This window comes from Marinobacter sediminicola, from assembly GCF_031157525.1.
Taxonomy (GTDB): domain Bacteria; phylum Pseudomonadota; class Gammaproteobacteria; order Pseudomonadales; family Oleiphilaceae; genus Marinobacter; species Marinobacter sediminicola.
Genome location: NZ_JAVIXR010000002.1, coordinates 394827 through 414133 on the forward strand (window position 1 = coordinate 394827; position 19307 = coordinate 414133).

The following is a 19307-nucleotide window of genomic DNA, read 5'->3' on the forward strand; positions in this document are numbered from 1 at the left end:
GCCAGAAGAATGCTATTGCGAACCGATATGGGGCTCACCGCTCAGGTTTCAACCATTAAATCCCCCATTCCTGAAGAAAATATCAGCCAAATGATTGCAAACCCGAAAACCCCTGTATATATTCACAGTCACTGTATGAACGAACAGTATATTTTCAAGAGCGGAGGTTTCCTGCATGCTCACACAGCTCACCGTTTCAAACTACGCGATCGCCGAAAGAGTAGAACTGCAATTCAGCAAGGGCATGACGGCCCTCACTGGTGAAACAGGAGCGGGCAAATCCATTGTGCTGGATGCACTGGGGTTAGCCATGGGTGGGCGCGCCGATGCCGGCGCTGTGCGCCATGGCGCCAAGCGTGCAGACATTACGGCCACCTTCGATGTTTCGAGCATCCCGGACGCTCTGCGGTGGCTGGAAAGCCATGAACTGGATGACGACGCCGATTGCATTCTGCGCCGGGTCATCAGCAAGGACGGGCGGTCTCGCGCGTATATTAACGGCCAACCTTGCCCTTTGGCGCACCTGAAAGACCTGGGCGGACTGCTGATGGATATCCATAGCCAGCATCAGCACCAATCACTTCTACGAAAAGAAACCCACCGCAAGCTGATCGATGAATACGCAGGCGCTGAAGATCTTGCCAACCAGACCCGTGAAGCATGGAAAAGCTGGAACCAGATTCGCACAAAACTGATCGAACGCCAGCAAAATGCGGAAGAGTCGGAAGCCCGACTCCAACTGCTGCGCTACCAAGTGGAGGAGCTTGATCGCCTTGCACTGAATGAAGGAGAGCAAGAGGAACTTGAGCAAGAGCAGGCACAACTGAGCCAGGCCGATGCCATTCTTCATAATAGCCACCAGGCAGCCTTGCTGTGCACAGAAAATGAAACCAGCGCCGCAGGTTTATTGCGCCAAGCGTTACAGCAACTAGAACAGTTGCCGGTCGAAATACCTGCGCTGGCCGACACAATTCAAATGCTCAACGAAGCACAAATTCAGATCAGTGAAGCCGGCGACAACCTCCGCCACTTTGTGGATGACTATGAAGCAGACCCAGCCCGACTGACCGAAGTAGAGGACAGGCTGAGCGCGATCTACCAGATGGCCCGCAAACACCGCATCAACCCCGAGGAACTCCCGGAATTTCACTTGCGGCAAAGTGCAGAACTGGCGGAACTGGACGGCGGCGAAGGCAGCCTGGAACAACTGGAAATAGATCTTGAAGGCCACCGCACGGTGTTCAATGAACTGGCCGGCAAGCTTTCTGACATTCGCGCCAAAGCAGCAGGGGAGCTGGATCAACGTATCGCAAGTGAGCTTGCCCAGCTGAGCATGCCGTCGGTTCAGTTTGTTACTCACCTGAGCAGTAACAATCAGAACGAGCCGGCACCTCACGGGCTGGAAGAAGTAGAATTTCTGGTAAGCGCCAACCCAGGGCAACCGGCAAGGCCTCTTGCAAAAGTTGCTTCCGGCGGCGAACTTTCACGAATCAGCTTGGCAATTCAAGTGGTTGTTGCGCAAACATCCACCACACCAACCCTGATCTTCGACGAAGTTGACGTGGGCATTGGCGGCGGTACCGCAGAGGTGGTCGGCAAACTGCTACGTTCGTTGGGGGCTAATGGACAGGTTATCTGCGTCACTCACTTGCCGCAGGTTGCAGCGCAGTGTCATCAACACTTGTTTGTAAGCAAATTTACCCAACAAGACGCGACTTTCTCAAAAATCGAATCTCTGGATGACCAGGGAAGAATCAGTGAAGTGGCAAGAATGCTTGGGGGTGTTGATATGACAGAGCACACACTGGCCCACGCAACGGAAATGTTTTCTAAAGGACAGGCTACCCACCACTGAACGAGTGGCACCAATCCCTTCCCCTCTCGACCCTGAGAGCTATTGGGGCAGGCTTATCGGCCTGCCCCTTTTTTTGAGTTGTTGACGCTTAGGTAATTACTTGAGGGGCTTAACGTAAAGAATCAGGCTGTGCTCTACAATTTCATAGCCGTGCTCTTTCGCAATTATTTTTTGACGCTCTTCGATGATCTCATCGACAAACTCAACCACCTGCCCTGTCTGCGTGCAAACCATATGATCATGATGATCTTCGCCGGCCATTTCGAATACGGCATGGCCGCCTTCAAAGTTGTGACGCAACACCAGTCCCGCCGTCTCAAACTGAGTAAGCACGCGGTATACGGTGGCCAAGCCCACATCATCACCCTGATCCAGAAGCCGTTTATAGACATCTTCTGCGCTGAGATGATGGTCCTTGGCGCTTTCCAGGATGTTGAAAATTTTCACTCTTGGCAGAGTTACCTTGAGACCGACTTTTCGTAGTTCGGCGTTTTCAGATGACATGTTACTATTCACTCTTTGGTGTGCCTCACGGCTTCCGGTATGATGAAGCCGCCATTTAACGGTTAACCCGTGCCACACCTGCCCTTGGCAGGCGATTTCAAGATAGAGGATTTCCTCCGGCGATGCAAAAGCTCACAGCTCTCATTCTCACTATCATTCTCTCCGGTTGCGCTTTCCCGGGCGTATACAAGATCAATGTTCAGCAAGGCAACATTGTTACCGATGAAGAGCTGTCCAAACTTAACGAAGGCATGCCCCGCAGCCAGGTTCAGGCGTTACTGGGGAGCCCTTTGATGCTCAACCCGGTTGATAGCTCCCGGGAATACTATGTATACACATTCCAACGCAGAGGGGGCCCTATCGAAGAGCAGCGCATCATCGTCTATTACGACGCTGACCGATACACCCACTATGAAGCAGAACTCCTGAACGAAACCCCGGCTTATTAATCTGCCACAGACTTCTTTTTAGCCCGGTTTAACCGTGCCTGCTTCGGATCAATCTGGAGCGGGCGATATAATTCAACTCTATCTCCATCTCGCAGTTCGTGATCCGCAGGCTTTTTTATTACCTTGCCAAATATCCCCATATTGATGGAATCAACATCAATCTCCGGGAAAATAGTGGTAATTCCTGACAGTCGAGCCGCGTCCACAGCCGTCGCGCCATCAGGCACTTGTACCGATATTATTTCCTGCTTGTCTGGCCGCGCGTAAGCTACCTCAACTCGAAGCATCACACGCCTCCCTTGTATATAACGTCGGCACGACGACAGAATGCATCCACCATGGTTGTCGCCGCCTGATTGAAAACAGGCCCGAAGGTCATACGCGAAAGCGAGCCTGAGAACTCAAACTCCAACGTCAGAATCACCTTGCAGGCATTATCATCCAGCGCTTTAAAGTGCCAGCGCCCCTTCAGGTTCCGAAACGGACCATCCACCAAACTCATTTCAATGGCTTCGGGCATCAGCAACTGATTGCGGGTGGTGAGCTTGTGGCGAACGCCTCCCTTTGCAATTTCCAGCGACGCCATAATCTGCTCAGGATCCTGCTGATGAATCTCGGCGCCTGCGCACCAGGGGAGAAACTCGGGGTAGCGGGCAATATCATTGACCAAGTGAAACATGCGCTCCGCAGAGTGCATAACCAGAGCTGTTTTATCAATCTGATGAGCCATCGGAACCGGTTGTCCTGCTTACGAATACACTTTAAGGCTGATTACAGGCCCTGCGGCCGCAAACACACCTGTAATCAAACGCTATGATAAAGGATATCACCGTCTTTGGGGGCATTTTCCGGGAGGGACTGCGGCAGGTCGGACTTGTTGTCAGTCGTTTGCTCTGCGGGCACCAACTCACCTGCTTCATCATCGACAGCATCCACGCCACTCTTTTCAATTGGCTGTGGTGGTGTGCCATGTTGCTCTTGCAGCACCAGCCCCGGCCCGGGCTCACACCAAAGCGCTTCGCTACCGGTATTGCACATGTTTACCAGTGAGTTTGCAGTGTAGTGAATACCTATGTACGCAACGACAAGAGGCAGGACCAGGCGCATAACCCAGAACCAGATTGTGCCAAACAGCCCCGGCGTTTTTCCAAGCATGCTTTTTGAAAGGTTGCGTGTCAGGCACCAGCCGGTAAAGAGCGCAATAAGAATCGCGACTAACGGAATCATCAACCCGCCGGTTAACAGCTCAAGCCAGCGGAATACCGTGGCGCCACCGAGCCGGTATTGCGACCATAAATTGAACGAAAACAGCGAGGCGAGCCCGGCAAGCCAAACGGACAACCCCACCAATAACACAGACAACCCGCGAGGCGCACCCGTCCACTCACGGAACCATCCAACGACCGGTTCCAGCAATGCGAGAGCCGTTGACCAGACAATCATCACAACCATCAGAAAAACAGTTGCGATAACAAACTGACTTGCCGGCAGCTCGGCAAGCGATACCGGAAGCGACACAAACAACAGGCTAAAACCGCGCTCCCCATCAAAAACGCTGCTTTGCGTAGCCATGGCGAAAATCATTAACCCTGCCAGAATCGCAACCAGGGTATCCATCAATACAACAGCCAGAATGGATCGTTTGAGCTGCGTGTTCGGAGTGGTGTAAGCACCCAGAACCGCCCACACACCCATTCCCAAGCCCAAGGTATAAAAGGCATGAAACAACGCCGTACTGAGGCTTGTCCATGTGAGATCCTGCGGATGCATCTCGAGTATTTGGGTCATGGCGCCGTCAATCCGGCCGTACCAGGTAGCAAGCCCAAATAGCGCCAGCATGAGTATCAACGTACCAGGCACAACAATTCTGAACGCGCGCTCAAGCCCCCCAACCACGCCCTGCCCAGACACCCACAAAACCATCACCAGAAAAAAACCGTGCCACCCCATGAATACACGAAACTCACGAGGATCAGAAACCAATGCGGCAAGCACGCCTGTCGCCTCCGCCTGCCCTGCTCCGGAAAACCGACCCACGGCGCCATAAAACACGTAAGCCAAGGCGATCGACCCGAAAACCGCCGTAAACGACAGAACCAGAAATGCGCTCAATACACTGAGCCGACCTACAGCCATCCAGGCTCTGGAACGTTTCGCACTGCGTATCAACCCATCCATCGCCAGCACAATTCCGTGACGGGCGTTTCGGCCGATGGCCGCCTCAGTAATCATCAAAGGTAGTGTGACCAGCAACAGGCAACCGAGATATAGAAGAATAAACAGCCCGCCACCATGCAGGCTCGCCAGATACGGGAATTGCCACAGGTTTGCCAAGCCGACAGTTGCGCCCACTGCAGCCCAGAAGAAGGTTGATTTCCGGGTAAACGACCCGATATGTGTTTGGTATGGCGTAGGCATTTTCGCCTCGAAAAGTGTCTGGTCCAGTATTGTAGCCGAAGGACTCCTCAGCGCACGAACCGCCGGTGCCTTTGAGGGCGATTTCGTGACCAGTCTGGCACTCCTGAGCTACAATGCGCTTTTTGCCGTCCTGCGATTGGCCGGCCCGTTCATTCGTCCGCATCCGGATAATTGATTCATGAGCAAGAAAAAACCCGGTACGCCGAGCAGTACCATCGCCCTGAACAAAAAGGCGAAACACGAATACCACATAGAAGAACGCTTCGAAGCGGGTATGGTTTTACTCGGCTGGGAAGTGAAATCATTGCGCGCCGGCAAGGCCCAGATAACCGACGCCTATGTATTGTTGAAGGACGGCGAAGCTTTCTTGCTGGGCGGGCACTTTCAGCCCCTGACCGAAGCCTCTACCCATGTTATTGCCGATCCTACTCGCACCCGCAAACTGCTGCTGCACGCCAAGGAGCTGGCCAAGCTGATCGGGGAAACAAGCCAGGCAGGCCAGACTTGCGTGCCTCTGGCGCTGTATTGGAAGAAGAACAAAGTGAAGTGCGAGATTGCCCTGGTAAAGGGCAAGAAGCTGTTCGACAAGCGCGCCACCGAGAAAGAGCGTGACTGGGACCGCCAAAAACAGCGCATTATGCGAGAAAACACCACTTGACGGTACAAGCCGCAACAAACAAACCTTGAAGTTGTGGGATTAGCCCACATATACTGTGAGTAAGGGGACGACATGGCTTCGACGCTGGTGGCGAACCCTTGGGTGCATGTCGAGATGGCAGCGAATCTCGTTAATCCAAAGCTGCAACGCAATAGTCGCAAACGACGAAAACTACTCACTAGCAGCGTAAGCTGCTAGTCGTCCTGACTGGGTCGCCCGTAGCCCAGAGCTACATCTCAGGACGTCATCGCTTACGGGATGCTCCGTTATCCAGAGTTCACTGTCTAACGGCTAAGATTTAAAGAACTCGCCTCTTACACCCTGGCCTTCGGGTCGTTCGAGGTTAAATCAATAGAAGGACATAAACATGTAGATCTCAAGGCACAGTGCTGGCGGACGCGGGTTCAATTCCCGCCGTCTCCACCAACTACCCTAAAAGCCCCTGACTTCAGGGGCTTTTTTTATGACTATTTATAACCACAACTCAACTCCTCTGCCGCCTATACTTATTCGGCGACATCCCCGTCCACCGAATAAAGCTGCGTGTGAAGGCACTGTGCTCTGAATAGCCCAGTATCAGCGCAATATCGACTAACCCAAGATTTGTCTCTCGCAAATAGCGCTCTGCGATTTCACGCCTCACTGCTCCTACCTCTTTCAGAAAGCTGGTGCCTTCTGCCGCCAGTTGGCGTTGCAGAGTGCGGGTAGAGACACCCATACATTCAGCAACAGCCGCAATATCCAAATGCTGATCAGATAACAGTCTGCTTATTCGCCGGCGCACATCGTCAACCAACGGGGATTCTCGTGGCAGGCGTGCCAGCAACGAATCGGCTTGTGCCTCCAGCATGGTTAACATGGCCGGGTCTGAGGTTGTTAGGGGGTGCGCCAAGGCGCTCGCGGGAATTCGGATCACTGTTTCAGGCTGCTCGAACCGCACGGGGCAGCCAAAATAGTCCATATAGGCCGCGCTGCTCTCTGGCGTGGGGTTGATGAAGTCCACCCGCTGCGGCGCGAGATCAGGCAAAGTAAGGCGACGGAGAAAGTTGACGAGGGCCGTCACGGCTGTTTCGTCTACCAGCGGGCCCGGGCGACCATGCTGCGCATCCCATACCAACTCCATCTCGCCGCCCTCTTCTCTCACAATCAGTGGCGTAACGTCATAGATCAGTCGCTGGTATTGATGGAAGCGGGCGATGGCCTCGCCAAGAGTTTTCGACGCCATGATCACATAGCCCAGCACACCGGCATGGCGCGGGATGATGGTTTGCCCCAGGTGCAACCCCAATCGCGGGTCGTCCAAATAAACAGCTGCACGCTCAAGTAGCTGACGCCAAACGTCGATGGGCATCTCGGCATTTAACAAGGTGTCCTGAGGCGGCCTGGGCAACTTCAGTAGCTGGTCGCTGTGGATACCTTTGCGATCCAGATACTCGTAGAGCGCCAGGGCAAAGCTGGCCGGAATGGATCGGCGGCGAAGGGTCATATCACTCTCAACATCGGTAGGCTGGCGTAAAGTGTTAAAAACGTGGCAGTCTGTGTCAAGCATGTGACCAGGCACTTTGTCACCCTTATCCTCAAAAACTGCCGAACACTTACGACCATTCCGGTCACGGAGTAACTTCGATGTTGTTATTGGTAACGGGCGCAGCCTGTGGCATAGGCGCTTGCATAGTTGAACAGGCCATTCAGGGTGGCCACAGTGTCATCGCAGCCGATATGGACGCCGATGGCCTTGCCAGGCGCTGGGCGAATCATGAAAAAGTACGCTGCGAAACCCTCGACGTTCGTAAAGACGCACAGTGGCAGTCCATGTTCCAGCGCCTTGCCGATGACAAGCGGAAAGTAGACGTGCTGATTAACGTGGCAGGCGTGCTTCGCAGTGGTCGCACTGGAGAGCTATCCAGCGACGATGTTGACTTGACTCTCGATGTGAATGTAAAAGGCGTGATTTTTGGCACCAATGCAGCCGCAGCCCACATGCTGGCCAGCGGCCACCGTGGACACATCATCAACATTGGCTCTCTGGCCTCCTTGTGCCCGTTGCCGGGTAACGCCGTTTACGCCACCAGCAAATTTGCGGTTCGGGGCTTCAGTATCGCTGCCGCAGGTGACCTTCGCCCCCGCGGCATTGCAGTGTCGCTTGTCGGGCCCGGCCCGGTTAAAACGGCGATGCTGGATCAGCAGCGGGGCGACGAGAATTCAGCCATGACCTTTGCCAGCAGCCGCGCACTGTCTGCCGATGAAGTTGCCAGAGCTGTGTTGGGGCCAGTCCTGCGTAAGCAACCTCTGGAGTACTATCTGCCCTGGCAAGACGAGATTCTCGGCAGGCTGTCCAATACCGTGCCCGCCTTTTTCTTGAGCATGGCCCGCCGCGCCATGGAGCGCGGTCGCAAGAACTTTGAATCCGACAACTTCCGTTGAGAACAAGAAGGGGAACCCGATGACACTTTTCAAACAGATCAAGGATTTTGACGGATCACGCAGCGCATACGGCCAGCAGGCCAGAGTCGAGGACACCCGCGCGGCTGCCGAGGGCTTTCGTAAAACCATGTTGGCGGGACCAAAGGCGCGTTATTTCCGCTCGTTTGATCTGATCAAAGTGCCTTACCCTGCCCGCTACGGGCTACGGAATGCGTTTTCACGGGAACGCTTTGTAGAGTACGTTCACATACAGAACCGTGTGTTCGTGGTGCAGTTTGATACCGAGGACGGCGTAAAAACCATGTTGGTGTCGCCATCAGACTATGAGCGCAACGGTGAGACGCCTTTCTTCCGCCGCCTGCAGGACAACACCCCGAGCTTTTTCACGAACATGATTGTTGATCGGCAGAGTACGGCGCCGGATATTGTCGCCAGCCTTGGCCTGAAGCCAGAAGACATCGATTACATTACCTACGACCATCTACACACTCAGGATGTGCGCCGCTGGCTCGGCACGGATACGGAGCAGGCGATCTTCCCCAATGCCAAACTACTGGTGCATTGGCGCGAATGGGAATCTGCTCAGGATCTGAACCCGTATCAAGCGGACTGGTATTGCCCCAGCGGCATTGCCGGAATTGCCGACGACAAGATCATCAAGTTTGACGGCTCGATCATGCTGGGTGATGGCGTGGCGCTGGTACACACCCCTGGCCACACTGAAGGCAATCACTCCATCGTGGTACACACAGATGAAGGCCTGTGGGTGACCAGTGAAAACGGCGTGAGTGTGGATTCATACGCACCCCATCTTTCTGCTGCCAGCGGCGTGGCGGCCTATGCAAAGACCATAGGCACCGAAGTTATCATCAACGGCAACACGCTCGAAAACTCAGTTGACCAGTACATTTCCATGGTTCAGGAAAAAACCATTGCCGGGCCATCTCAGCGAGACCCGCGCTTTCCGAACATATTCCCGTCCTCTGAGATGACTCCGTTCTGGGCATTCCCCGGCACATCGCCAGCGTTTTATGTGGGCGAAGCTCGGCATGGTCAATTGCACGTCCCCGCTTGAGGCGGGGCAGCCAAACGCGCGCCATCAGGGGCAGAAAGCCCGTGGTCATATTGGTAATAGGAGGGGTTTTATGGCACTGTCCCGCGCCGGAATTTATTAAAAAAGGTTTAGTTTATGATTAAGGGTAACGACAAATCAGGCGGAGACTATTCAATAGCTCAGCTTGGCGACCCGGTAGTACTCACGCTCAGCGTTGGTTTTATTGCGCTGTTTGTTGGCTTTTCTCTGTTCGATCTCAAAGGCGTAGCTGAGCTGATTGGTAACGGTTTTGCCTGGACTGCCAAAGTGTTTGGCACTTACTTCCAGATGTTGTTGTTGGCCACATTCTTTATCGCTATTGGTCTGGCTTGCACACCGGCGGCGAAAGCTAAAATTGGTAACCTCGACAGGCCAGAGATGAGCACCTTCCGCTGGCTCTCTATCATTATGTGTACGCTGTTGGCCGGTGGTGGCGTATTTTTTGCGGCTGGCGAGCCCATCTATCACTTTGTAGTAACACCGCCAGCCTACACGTCAGAGCCGGGCACTGCTGCAGCAGTTTCCAATGCACTGGCTCAGTCCTTTATGCACTGGGGGTTCCTGGCCTGGGCTGTGCTGGGCACCTTGGCCGCAATCATTCTGGCACACGCACACTATGTACAGGGCAAGCCTCTGCAGCCACGCACACTGCTTTACCCGGTATTCGGTGAGCGCGTTATGAGCGGCTGGCTGGGCAGTGTTGTGGATGCCTGCTGCGTAATTGCCATTGTGGCCGGCACTGTTGGCCCCATCGGTTTCCTCGCGACCCAGATGAGCTTTGGCCTGAGTGAACTGTTTGGCCTGACTGATGGCCTGGTAACACAAATGGCCATCCTGATTGGCTTGGCTATGATCTACGTGACCTCAGCAGCAACCGGTGTTCACCGTGGCATTCAGTTTTTGAGCCGCATGAACGTGTTTTTGGCGCTGGCGATCGGAGCGATTATTTTTGTCTTCGGCCCTACCTTATTCCTTACCAACACCTACTTCCAGAGCATGGGGCAGTACATGTCCTCCTTCATGGCTATGGCAACCATGACGGCGGATACCGCCCCGGGCTGGTGGATGCAGTGGTGGACCGTGTTCTTCTTCGCATGGTTTATTGGCTATGCACCACTGATGGCCATTTTTGTTGCCCGTATTTCTCGCGGCAGAACTATTCGTGAAATGATTCTGGCCGTAGCGGTTATGGCTCCAGTTGCCACCACCATCTGGTTTACTCTGTTGGGCGGCTCAGGCATCTATTACCAGATGACCGGCGTGATAGATCTGACTGAGGCTCTGAACAGCTTCCGCTTTGATATAGCAACTCTTACGGTTGCCCAGGCTCTGCCAGGCGGCGGCTTTATGGCTCTGGCTATTCTGGTACTGACCACGGTGTTTGTTGCCACCACCGGTGACTCCATGAGCTACTCCATTGCCGTTGTGAGTACTGGCCACGATCAGCCGAATACTTTTGTGCGCGCATTCTGGGGTTTGGCAATGGCAGGCATGGCAGGCATTCTGCTGTACATGGGTGCGGGGCAGATCAGTGTGCTTCAGCAGTTCATTGTGATCACGGCCATTCCGGTATCTCTGATCTTGCTGCCTTCTCTGTGGCTCGGCCCCAAGGCTGCTTATGCCATGGCGCGGGAACAGAAGCTGATTCCTGAATAAACAAATACCAATCAGCAGTCTCGGGAGCGTCGCTCTCGGGCTGTGAAACATTCTTGCTCCTCCCGACAAGCGCTTTGCTTTGCGGGAGGGGCAAGCACATCAGCACCCTGCCCCGTCACACCACGTCATACTGCAACTTCTCCAGAACAAAAGAGTGCATAGCTTGAGCTGCCGGGCTGAGCGTGCGGTTTGCTGCCTGCACCAATCCAATTCTGCGCACAACATCCGGATCACTTAACGGGATAAAGCACAGGTTAGTGCTGTGTTCCGGGAAGGCTAATCTTGGCAGGGTTGTTATACCCGCACCTGCTTCCAGCATGGCAATCAGTGAAATCATATTGGAGATGTAAAAGGCGCTGTTCTCCACCAACTCCGTAGCCTCAGTGCCCATCAATAGCCGGGATGTTCCGTTCCGAATCAACTTTTCACCCTGCAAGCTGCGCCAATCCAGCGACGTTGCCGCAGCAAAGGCATGATCCTTACGACACACCACCCCAACCTTGTCCTCAAAGAGGTGGGTGTATTCCAAATCGTCCGTATTTTGCCAAAGACTGGTTATTCCCAGATCAACCTCACCGTGCGCCACCATCTGGCAAACATAGTGGGCGTTTTCATCATGCAAACTGATATTGAGACCGGGAAACTGCTCAATAAACTCCGCCAGGAACGACGGCATAATCCGGCTGGCCACCGAGGGCACGGTGGCAATGTGTATGTGGCCCTGCTGCCCACCAGCCTGGCTCACCACATCTTTTGCAGTGCGGTCATGCTGGCCTACCAGATCACGGAACCTTGGCAGGCAGTACTCACCAAACGGCGTTAACTTGTTTTGTGCGCCACGCTCAAACAGGTTCTGCCCAAGGCGGTTTTCCAGTTCACGCACGGCCATAGAGATGGCTGGTTGGGTACGGTGCAAACGCCGGGATGCCCCATGAAAACTCCCCTCTTCCACAACCATGATCACATAGCGTAACTGCTGAATTTTCAGCTCTGGCAATATTGCACTCACCTGATAAGCACTCCTTATCGCTCAATCTTTATAATTGATTATTCTTATTATTACATCTTGACTAGTATGCATGCATCGTAAATAAGGAGGTCGTCATGTCCACTTCGCATCCGCTTTATATCAATGGCCAATGGGTAACCGGGGCTAGCAGCATCACCAACACCAGCCCGTCTGATCTCAGCGATGTTATCGGCGAGTATGATCAGGCTACCAACGAGCAAACCAAAGAGGCCATCAGTGCCGCTCAAAGCGGTTTTGTCCAGTGGAGCCAAAGCGGCCTTGAGCAGCGCTATAACATTTTGATGGCTATTGGTAACGAGCTGATTGCCCGTCAGGATGAACTGGGCGAGTTGCTTTCCCGAGAGGAAGGCAAGCCTTTACCAGAAGGCAAAGGCGAGGTTTATCGCTCTGGCCAGTTTTTCCATTACTACGCTGCCGAAGTGCTGCGCCAGATTGACGAGCGTGCAGATTCTGTTCGCCCTGGCGTGGAAATCGACGTTCGGCGTGAGCCGCTTGGTGTTGTGGGCATCATCAGCCCATGGAACTTCCCGATGGCAACCGCTGTTTGGAAAATTGCCCCGGCATTGGCCTTTGGCAACGCGGTGGTATTCAAGCCCGCCAACCTGGTTCCTGCCAGCGCCTGGGCCCTGACAGAAATTATCAGCAGGCAAAACCTGCCTGCTGGCACCTTTAACCTGGTGATGGGCTCCGGTGGCGAAACCGGCGAAACACTGATCAACAGCCCGGATGTACAAGCCATTACCTTTACCGGTTCCCTCGAGGTAGGCCGCAGAGTTGCAGCAGCTACCGTAGGCAATCTGGTTAAGTGCCAGCTCGAAATGGGCTCAAAGAACGCCCTGATCGTGCTTGATGATGCAGACCTCGACCTTGCAGTAGAAGCCGCATTCAACGGTGCCTATTCAGGTAGTGGGCAAAAGTGCACCGCATCCTCGCGCTTGATCGTGACAGAAGCTGTTCATGATGAGTTTGTATCAAAACTGAAGGCACGGCTTGAGCAGGCCAAGGTCGGTCACGCGCTTGAAGAAGGTGTACAGATTGGCCCCATCGCAGACAAGCGTCAGCTGGAATCCAACATGGCGTGGATTGAGCGCGCCAAGGCCGACGGCGCAACACTCGCGTTTGGTGGCTCCAGAGTAGACACCAAAACCGATGGCTACTACATGCAGCCTACGCTCTTCACCGACACCACTAATGATATGGAAATCAACCGGGATGAGGTATTCGGCCCCATTGCGTGCGTCATCAAGGTACCCGACTACGAAACCGCGCTGTCCACCCTGAACGACACCCAATATGGGCTGACAGCCGGCATCATCACCAACTCATTAAAAATTGCTTCAGACTTCAAAGCCCGGGCACAAACCGGCTGCGTGATGGTGAATCTGCCAACCGCAGGTACGGATTACCACGTTCCGTTTGGAGGCCGCAAAAACTCCAGTTTCGGCCCCCGTGAGCAGGGTCAGTATGCCCGCGAATTCTACACCGTTGTGAAAACCTGCTACGTGCGGGCCTGATAAGAGGATGAACTCCATGCTCACCATTGATGGACTTCAGTACTCCAACTGGTCCCGGGAGATATTCGAGCAGATGCGTGCCGGCGGTGTTTCCGCTGTGCATGCCACTCTGGTGTACCACGAAAACACACGGGAAACCCTCTCACGGTTTGGTGACTGGAACCGGCGCTTCGAACAACACAGCGACCTGATCATGCCGGTCTATGAAGCCGAGGATATCCAGGTAGCACAGGAAGCTGGCCGAATCGGCATCTTTTTTGGCGCCCAGAACTGCTCGCCCATCGAAGATGACATCGACATGATTGAGGTGATGCGTCGCCTCGGTTTGATGATCATGCAGCTCACCTACAACAACCAGAGCCTGCTGGCCGCTGGTTGTTATGAGGCTGAAGACAGTGGCGTGAGCCGGTTTGGCCGTCAGGCCATCGCGGAAATGAACCGTGTGGGCATGATCATCGATATGTCCCACAGTTCGGAAAGATCCACGCTGGATGCCATTGAACTCTCGAGTCGGCCGGTGATTATTTCCCACGCCAACCCGGCATCTTTCCACCCGGCGAAGCGGAATAAATCTAACGCCGTGCTGAAGGCCATTTCGGAAAGCGGCGGGTTACTTGGTTTCTCCGTGTACCCCTTTCACCTGAAAGACGGTCCGGACTGCACCCTCGAAAGCTTCTGCAACATGGTGGTCGATACCGCGGATTTGATGGGCATAGACCACATCGGCATTGGCACGGATTTGTGCCAAGGGCAGCCGCAGTCGGTTCTGGACTGGATGCGGAACGGCCGCTGGTCGAAAGAAATGGACTTTGGTGAAGGCAACAAGAACAACGCTGGATGGCCCAGGCCTCTGTCGTGGTTCAAGGACAACCGCGACTTCCCTGCCATTATCGAGGGGTTGCGACAAAAAGGATTTAACGAGACAGAGATAGAGAAAATCATGGGTCTTAACTGGCTGAACCAACTGAAAATCGGTACCAAGCCTTTGTAATGATCCTGAAATACCAGCATGCACAGATGGCCAAACAGCACAGATAGAGCAAGGTGCAAAAACAACAAAGGTAGGCATCATGAAAAACAACAACATCAAGGCCGGTGGAGACTACTCCATAGCTCAACTTGGCGACCCCATTGTCCTTACGCTAAGCGTGGGTTTTATCGTTCTGTTTGTCGGGTTCTCGCTGTTTGATCTCAAAGGCGTGGCCGATCTGATTGGCGGCGGCTTTGCGTGGACTGCCAAAGTGTTTGGCACTTACTTCCAGATGTTACTGCTGGCAACCTTCTTTATCGCCATGGGCCTGGCTTGCACACCGGCTGCCAGAGCCAAGATCGGCAACCTCGACCGGCCGGAGATGAGCACCTTCCGCTGGCTCTCGATCATTATGTGCACCTTGCTGGCCGGCGGCGGCGTGTTCTTTGCGGCCGGTGAGCCCATCTATCACTTTGTTGTGACACCTCCTGCGTATACAACAGAACCTGGTACCGCAGCTGCGGTTTCGAATGCTATGGCTCAGTCCTTTATGCACTGGGGCTTCCTGGCTTGGGCGGTTCTTGGCACCTTATCTGCGATTGTTCTCGCCCATGCACACTATGTGAAAGGCAAGCCGCTGCAGCCCAGAACCTTGCTGTATCCCGTGTTCGGCGAGCGCATCATGAGCGGCTGGTTGGGCAGTGTAGTAGATGCCTGCTGTGTAATAGCGGTGGTTGCCGGAACCGTGGGCCCCATCGGCTTTCTAGCCACCCAGATGAGCTTTGGGCTCAGTGAGTTGTTCGGTCTGACCGACGGCCTCGCCACGCAAATGGCCATTCTTGTCGTTCTCGCAATTATCTACGTGACCTCTGCCGTAACGGGCATTCACCGTGGCATACAGTTCCTGAGCCGGCTAAACGTGTTCCTGGCGCTGGCTGTTGCCGCCATCATTTTCGTGTTTGGCCCAACGCTGTTCCTCACCAACACCTATTTCCAGAGCATGGGGCAGTACGTGTCTTCATTCATGGAAATGGCCACCATGACCGCTGAAACGGCGCCCGGCTGGTGGATGCAGTGGTGGACCGTATTCTTCTTTGCCTGGTTTATTGGTTATGCACCGCTGATGGCCATTTTCGTGGCCCGCATTTCTCGCGGCCGCAGCATTCGCGAAATGATTCTGGCGGTTGCGGTTATGGCGCCTATTGCCACCACCATCTGGTTTACCCTGCTGGGTGGCTCAGGCATTTACTACCAGATGACCGGCGTGATCGATCTCACCGACGCGCTGAACAACTTCCGCTTTGATGTGGCCACTCTCACGGTCGCCCAATCCCTTCCCGGTGGCGCATTCATGGCGCTGGCAATTCTGGTGCTGACCACCATTTTTGTCGCAACCACCGGTGACTCCATGAGCTACTCCATTGCCGTAGTAAACTCCGGTCACGATCAGCCAAATACCTTTGTGCGGGCCTTCTGGGGTTTGGCGATGGCAGGCATGGCCGCCATCCTGCTGTACATGGGCGCCGGGCAGATCAGTGTGCTTCAACAGTTTATTGTGATCACCGCTATTCCGGTGTCGCTGGTACTGCTGCCATCGCTGTGGCTTGGGCCCAAAGCGGCCTATGCCATGGCACGAGAGCAGAAACTCATATCCTGATAACTTTGAACACTAGCCTGTAGATATGCCTGTAAGGGCAAGGGTGAGATCATGATTTCAGCAACCTCAGCATCCGCACCACAAGACAACCTACGCCCTGCAAGTGAGGTGATGAAGCTGGAACGGCTGGGCAGCATGTTTGCCAGCCGGCTCAGCTTTGTCAGATCGCTAATGCGAAAAATGATCGCTGAAAGTTGGCAGATTACCAATACGGTGTTTGATCTGGATTCAAAGGGCCACGGCCTGGCGATCTACCGCATCACAACACCGGGTAATTACTACGAGTGTGTGATTTTTTCCAGGGATCTGGAGCCAGAACAACGGTCCGACCGGGTAATAGCGGAAGCATGGGATGTCACCTTTGCCCTGGTTGAAGGCGAAGCAAAAAGCTCGCTGCTGGAACAAATGGCGGCCAACGTGCCCTTGCAGGAAGCCGGCCGCCAGCACCCGAGGGTACTCGTGCTCTCACGGGCCAACAGAAGCCTGCGCAATTTCAGCCAGTTTCTGGCGGCTCTTGCGGCGGGAAAACAACCTGATCCCGCCTGGCTAACAGCTGTGGGTTACCTCTACAGAACCACGGCGGTTTATGGCAACGGCAAGTTTGGCATTGCCGACTTTGCGCGGCTTGAACGCAATCCGGATTTCAATCGCCCATTTGCAGCCCAGATGCTGGCCGTTTACGTGCTACGTCAGTTCTCGATCGAGCAGCTGAATCATCTGGCAAAGGTACAGTCACCCGATCAGGCCGTGCCTTTGCACCCGGAGCTGCAACGCTATTTGGGCATTGGCAACTCCACGGGGCTTGGTATGGCTCCGTTTCTTATCAACCACCCGCAACTGATTCAACAGTGGGTTTACGGTAGGGAGCGCGCCTTGGCTTTTGCCCGCGCAGAGCCTGCAAATGAACAAACCCACAAAGCGCTTCGTTCCTTGATGGCTCGCGCTCTGAAACACTTGCAGCAGACCATCACTGAAGATGAAGAACAGACCCTGCGCAATCGGGAAACAGCCAAGTCAGTCATCGAAGTCATTGAGTGGCTCGACCGTACCCAAGCGCACGAAGGGCTTTATGAAGAGCTTATAAGCTGGGCCGGAAATCACTGCTCCCTGGAAGCCCAGGAACTCATCAACACCATGCTGATAGAGCTGTACCCGGAATTGGTTGAGCCCATTGATGACGAACTGGGATGCCAGGAATCCATGGATCTGAAGCCAGACATGAAAGCCAGGAAGCTGCGCGATCTGATTCACGAGAAATTTGATTGGGCTCTCAGTTACCGCGAGGACTGCCCTGATGATAACTACTGGTTCTGGTATCGCTCCGTCGAAAAAGAAGAACCCAGGTTAGGCATTCGCGGAACGGAGTCTGGCGCCGAGAAGGAACTGGCCCTCGCGGTTGGCCCACGGATTAGCCGCTGCCTTACAAAGCTCGATGAGTTTCTGGAGAACAATCCGAATGCCATTGTGGTGGAGTTCCTCATGGCCAATCCGGGGCAGAAGGAATGCGTGCGCCGCATTCAGACCATCGGAGATACACCTTACGGTGAGATTCGGGCAAACCTCTGGCACAGAGGCATGAAACCCATGCACCTGTTACGAACCAAGTTGTCGTTTTTTGGCGCCAGCCGGTTTGATCCAAAGTCTGACCGCTGGGTACGCATTACATTGTTTCAGGGAGCGCCACTGCCCCGTGAACTGAACGATCCGAATCTTTCGTTGCACCAACTGGATGACTGGGGTTTTCCTCTGGAACCTGGCCTCGAAGGTATAGAGAACGGCCAGAAAGCCCGAGGTGACAAACTATGAAAGTGTCATACAACGAGCTCCATGGGCTCTCCCGAAAAGCGTTCATTGGCATTGGCTTTGACGACGGCGACGCCAGCGATGCAGCTGACATGGTGGCCTGGATGGAAGCCCATGGCCTTAATGGCTTGGCGGCTCTGGGGAAAGGGCTGGATTTTCTGCTTAACGAAGATAAATCCCAGCCACCCAAATTGATTTATCAGGATGCGGATTTGTGCGTTGTAGATGCCCAGAACAAGACGATTCTGGGCCACGCCAGCCTGGCAATTGAACTGGGCTATGCAAAATGCCGAGCCAGAGGCCTCTCGGTTACGAAAATTCGCCACTGCCATAACCGAATGCTGATCGTGGGATACCTTTCCCGCATCGCCCGCCGTGACATGAGTGTTACCGCATTCTGGCGCAACTCTCACGAGCCGTTGACGGAAATTCTCGTGAGCTTTAAATCAGGCGAGGCAGAGCCGGAGATATGCATGTACGGCTTGCCCGCCACGCCAGACGATACCGAGCCCAACGATGGCATAACACTGGTGATGGTGAACCACGTAGACCTTCTGCCAAACCTTAAGCCAGAAGCGCCGGCAAATGATCTGATTTTGCAAAATCGCGCTGCGATGCTGGACTGGCATGAACGATCACTCGTTGATGGCATCGAAGTAGACACTGCGCTTTGGGAGCGGCTCAAAGTACTGGCAACGAACATGCTGGTGGAAGCGTCCGACGATTCACGTCAGGGCGCAGGCGCCGGAACAACCGATAACGACTAAGGAGTCACTGATGAACCCGTATCCCGTTAAAACAGACTTACCTGCTTCCAAGTCCCCTCTGGCTTGGGCAACCGTGGGCAATGGCATGCTGTTTACGGCACAGATTCCCATTGATGCAGAAGGAAAGGTTGTGGATGGCGGTATCGAGCCTCAGATTATCCAGACCCTGGCCAATCTGAAGCACACACTCGAAAGCGCGGGGAGCCGTGTATCCGACCTGACCCAGGTTGTTATATACGTAACAGACAGGGAACACCTTGCCACCGTGAACCGGGTGTACGCCGACTTCGTATCTGAGCCCTACCCAAATCGGGCGGCTATTATTGTGTCGGGCTTTGCACGGGAAGAAATGCTTGTAGAAATTCTCGCATATGCGGTTGTACCTTAAGCCTCGAACGCTCAGGGCCATCAAAGCCCTGACTTTTCAGGTGATAACAGCTTGTAAGCTTGCTATCGTTACCCGTATCGAATTTGATCTGCCCTCGATATCACTTTAGCTATATGAGAGG

General features: G+C 54.2%; 18 protein-coding genes and 1 other RNA gene. 13 read left to right on the forward strand and 6 right to left on the reverse strand.

What is annotated here, in order from left to right; translation table 11 throughout:
• Positions 1-175: 175 nt before the first annotated feature.
• Positions 176-1855, forward strand: coding sequence for a DNA repair protein RecN (recN, locus tag RG807_RS04525; RefSeq protein ID WP_309043809.1), 1680 nt, complete (start codon positions 176-178; stop codon positions 1853-1855).
• A 96-nt stretch (positions 1856-1951) separates the two neighbouring features.
• On the opposite strand, the gene fur is transcribed toward recN, so the two are convergent.
• Entirely contained in the window at positions 1952-2359 is a 408-nt protein-coding gene (gene fur / locus RG807_RS04530) for a ferric iron uptake transcriptional regulator (RefSeq protein WP_309043810.1), read from the reverse strand.
• A gap of 122 nt (positions 2360-2481) precedes the next feature.
• On the opposite strand from fur, the gene RG807_RS04535 reads away from it, so the two are divergent.
• Positions 2482-2808, forward strand: coding sequence for an outer membrane protein assembly factor BamE (locus RG807_RS04535; protein ID WP_298449280.1), 327 nt, complete (start codon positions 2482-2484; stop codon positions 2806-2808).
• On the opposite strand, the gene RG807_RS04540 is transcribed toward RG807_RS04535, so the two are convergent.
• From RG807_RS04540 to RG807_RS04550, 3 genes are all read right to left on the reverse strand, one after another.
• Entirely contained in the window at positions 2805-3095 is a 291-nt protein-coding gene (locus tag RG807_RS04540; protein ID WP_309043811.1) for an RnfH family protein, read from the reverse strand. The genes RG807_RS04535 and RG807_RS04540 overlap by 4 nt on opposite strands.
• Entirely contained in the window at positions 3095-3538 is a 444-nt protein-coding gene (locus RG807_RS04545) for a type II toxin-antitoxin system RatA family toxin (protein ID WP_309043812.1), read from the reverse strand. The genes RG807_RS04540 and RG807_RS04545 overlap by 1 nt, the downstream gene beginning before the upstream one ends.
• 74 nt (positions 3539-3612) lie before the next feature.
• Positions 3613-5226, reverse strand: coding sequence for a sodium-dependent transporter (locus RG807_RS04550; RefSeq protein ID WP_309043813.1), 1614 nt, complete (start codon positions 5224-5226; stop codon positions 3613-3615).
• A 178-nt stretch (positions 5227-5404) separates the two neighbouring features.
• Between RG807_RS04550 and smpB the strand changes: the two genes are divergently transcribed.
• Complete coding sequence (gene smpB / locus RG807_RS04555; protein ID WP_298449287.1) at positions 5405-5884, forward strand: SsrA-binding protein SmpB; 480 nt, start codon at positions 5405-5407, stop codon at positions 5882-5884.
• A gap of 63 nt (positions 5885-5947) precedes the next feature.
• Positions 5948-6310, forward strand: a transfer-messenger RNA (tmRNA) gene (gene ssrA / locus RG807_RS04560).
• A gap of 58 nt (positions 6311-6368) precedes the next feature.
• Here ssrA and RG807_RS04565 read toward each other — a convergent pair.
• Positions 6369-7370 (reverse strand): AraC family transcriptional regulator, encoded by a 1002-nt coding sequence (locus tag RG807_RS04565; RefSeq protein ID WP_309043814.1) that lies wholly within the window; start codon positions 7368-7370, stop codon positions 6369-6371.
• Between the two features lie 140 nt (positions 7371-7510).
• Between RG807_RS04565 and RG807_RS04570 the strand changes: the two genes are divergently transcribed.
• From RG807_RS04570 to RG807_RS04580, 3 genes are all read left to right on the forward strand, one after another.
• Entirely contained in the window at positions 7511-8308 is a 798-nt protein-coding gene (locus RG807_RS04570; protein ID WP_309043815.1) for an SDR family NAD(P)-dependent oxidoreductase, read from the forward strand.
• Positions 8309-8327: 19 nt separating this feature from the next.
• The gene (locus RG807_RS04575; protein WP_309043816.1) at positions 8328-9383 is read left to right on the forward strand and encodes an MBL fold metallo-hydrolase; all 1056 of its coding nucleotides are present in this window, start codon (positions 8328-8330) and stop codon (positions 9381-9383) included.
• 114 nt (positions 9384-9497) lie between these two features.
• Positions 9498-11057 (forward strand): BCCT family transporter, encoded by a 1560-nt coding sequence (locus RG807_RS04580; protein WP_309043817.1) that lies wholly within the window; start codon positions 9498-9500, stop codon positions 11055-11057.
• Between the two features lie 115 nt (positions 11058-11172).
• Here RG807_RS04580 and RG807_RS04585 read toward each other — a convergent pair whose 3' ends face one another.
• A complete protein-coding gene (locus tag RG807_RS04585) occupies positions 11173-12057 on the reverse strand; it encodes a LysR family transcriptional regulator (protein ID WP_309043908.1) in 885 nt (294 codons plus the stop codon).
• 104 nt (positions 12058-12161) lie between these two features.
• Between RG807_RS04585 and RG807_RS04590 the strand changes: the two genes are divergently transcribed.
• From RG807_RS04590 to RG807_RS04615, 6 genes are all read left to right on the forward strand, one after another.
• Positions 12162-13601 carry an aldehyde dehydrogenase family protein gene (locus RG807_RS04590; protein WP_309043818.1) on the forward strand — a complete coding sequence of 480 codons (1440 nt, stop codon included), beginning with the start codon at positions 12162-12164 and terminating at the stop codon, positions 13599-13601.
• A 7-nt stretch (positions 13602-13608) separates the two neighbouring features.
• Positions 13609-14592: a dipeptidase gene (locus tag RG807_RS04595; protein ID WP_309043819.1), complete on the forward strand. Its 984-nt coding sequence runs from the start codon at positions 13609-13611 to the stop codon at positions 14590-14592.
• Between the two features lie 79 nt (positions 14593-14671).
• Positions 14672-16228 carry a BCCT family transporter gene (locus RG807_RS04600; RefSeq protein ID WP_309043820.1) on the forward strand — a complete coding sequence of 519 codons (1557 nt, stop codon included), beginning with the start codon at positions 14672-14674 and terminating at the stop codon, positions 16226-16228.
• A gap of 51 nt (positions 16229-16279) precedes the next feature.
• Positions 16280-18034, forward strand: coding sequence for a hypothetical protein (locus tag RG807_RS04605; protein ID WP_309043821.1), 1755 nt, complete (start codon positions 16280-16282; stop codon positions 18032-18034).
• Positions 18031-18798 (forward strand): DUF3726 domain-containing protein, encoded by a 768-nt coding sequence (locus tag RG807_RS04610; protein WP_309043822.1) that lies wholly within the window; start codon positions 18031-18033, stop codon positions 18796-18798. The genes RG807_RS04605 and RG807_RS04610 overlap by 4 nt, the downstream gene beginning before the upstream one ends.
• A 10-nt stretch (positions 18799-18808) precedes the next feature.
• A complete protein-coding gene (locus tag RG807_RS04615) occupies positions 18809-19186 on the forward strand; it encodes a RidA family protein (RefSeq protein WP_309043823.1) in 378 nt (125 codons plus the stop codon).
• Positions 19187-19307 lie beyond the last annotated feature (121 nt).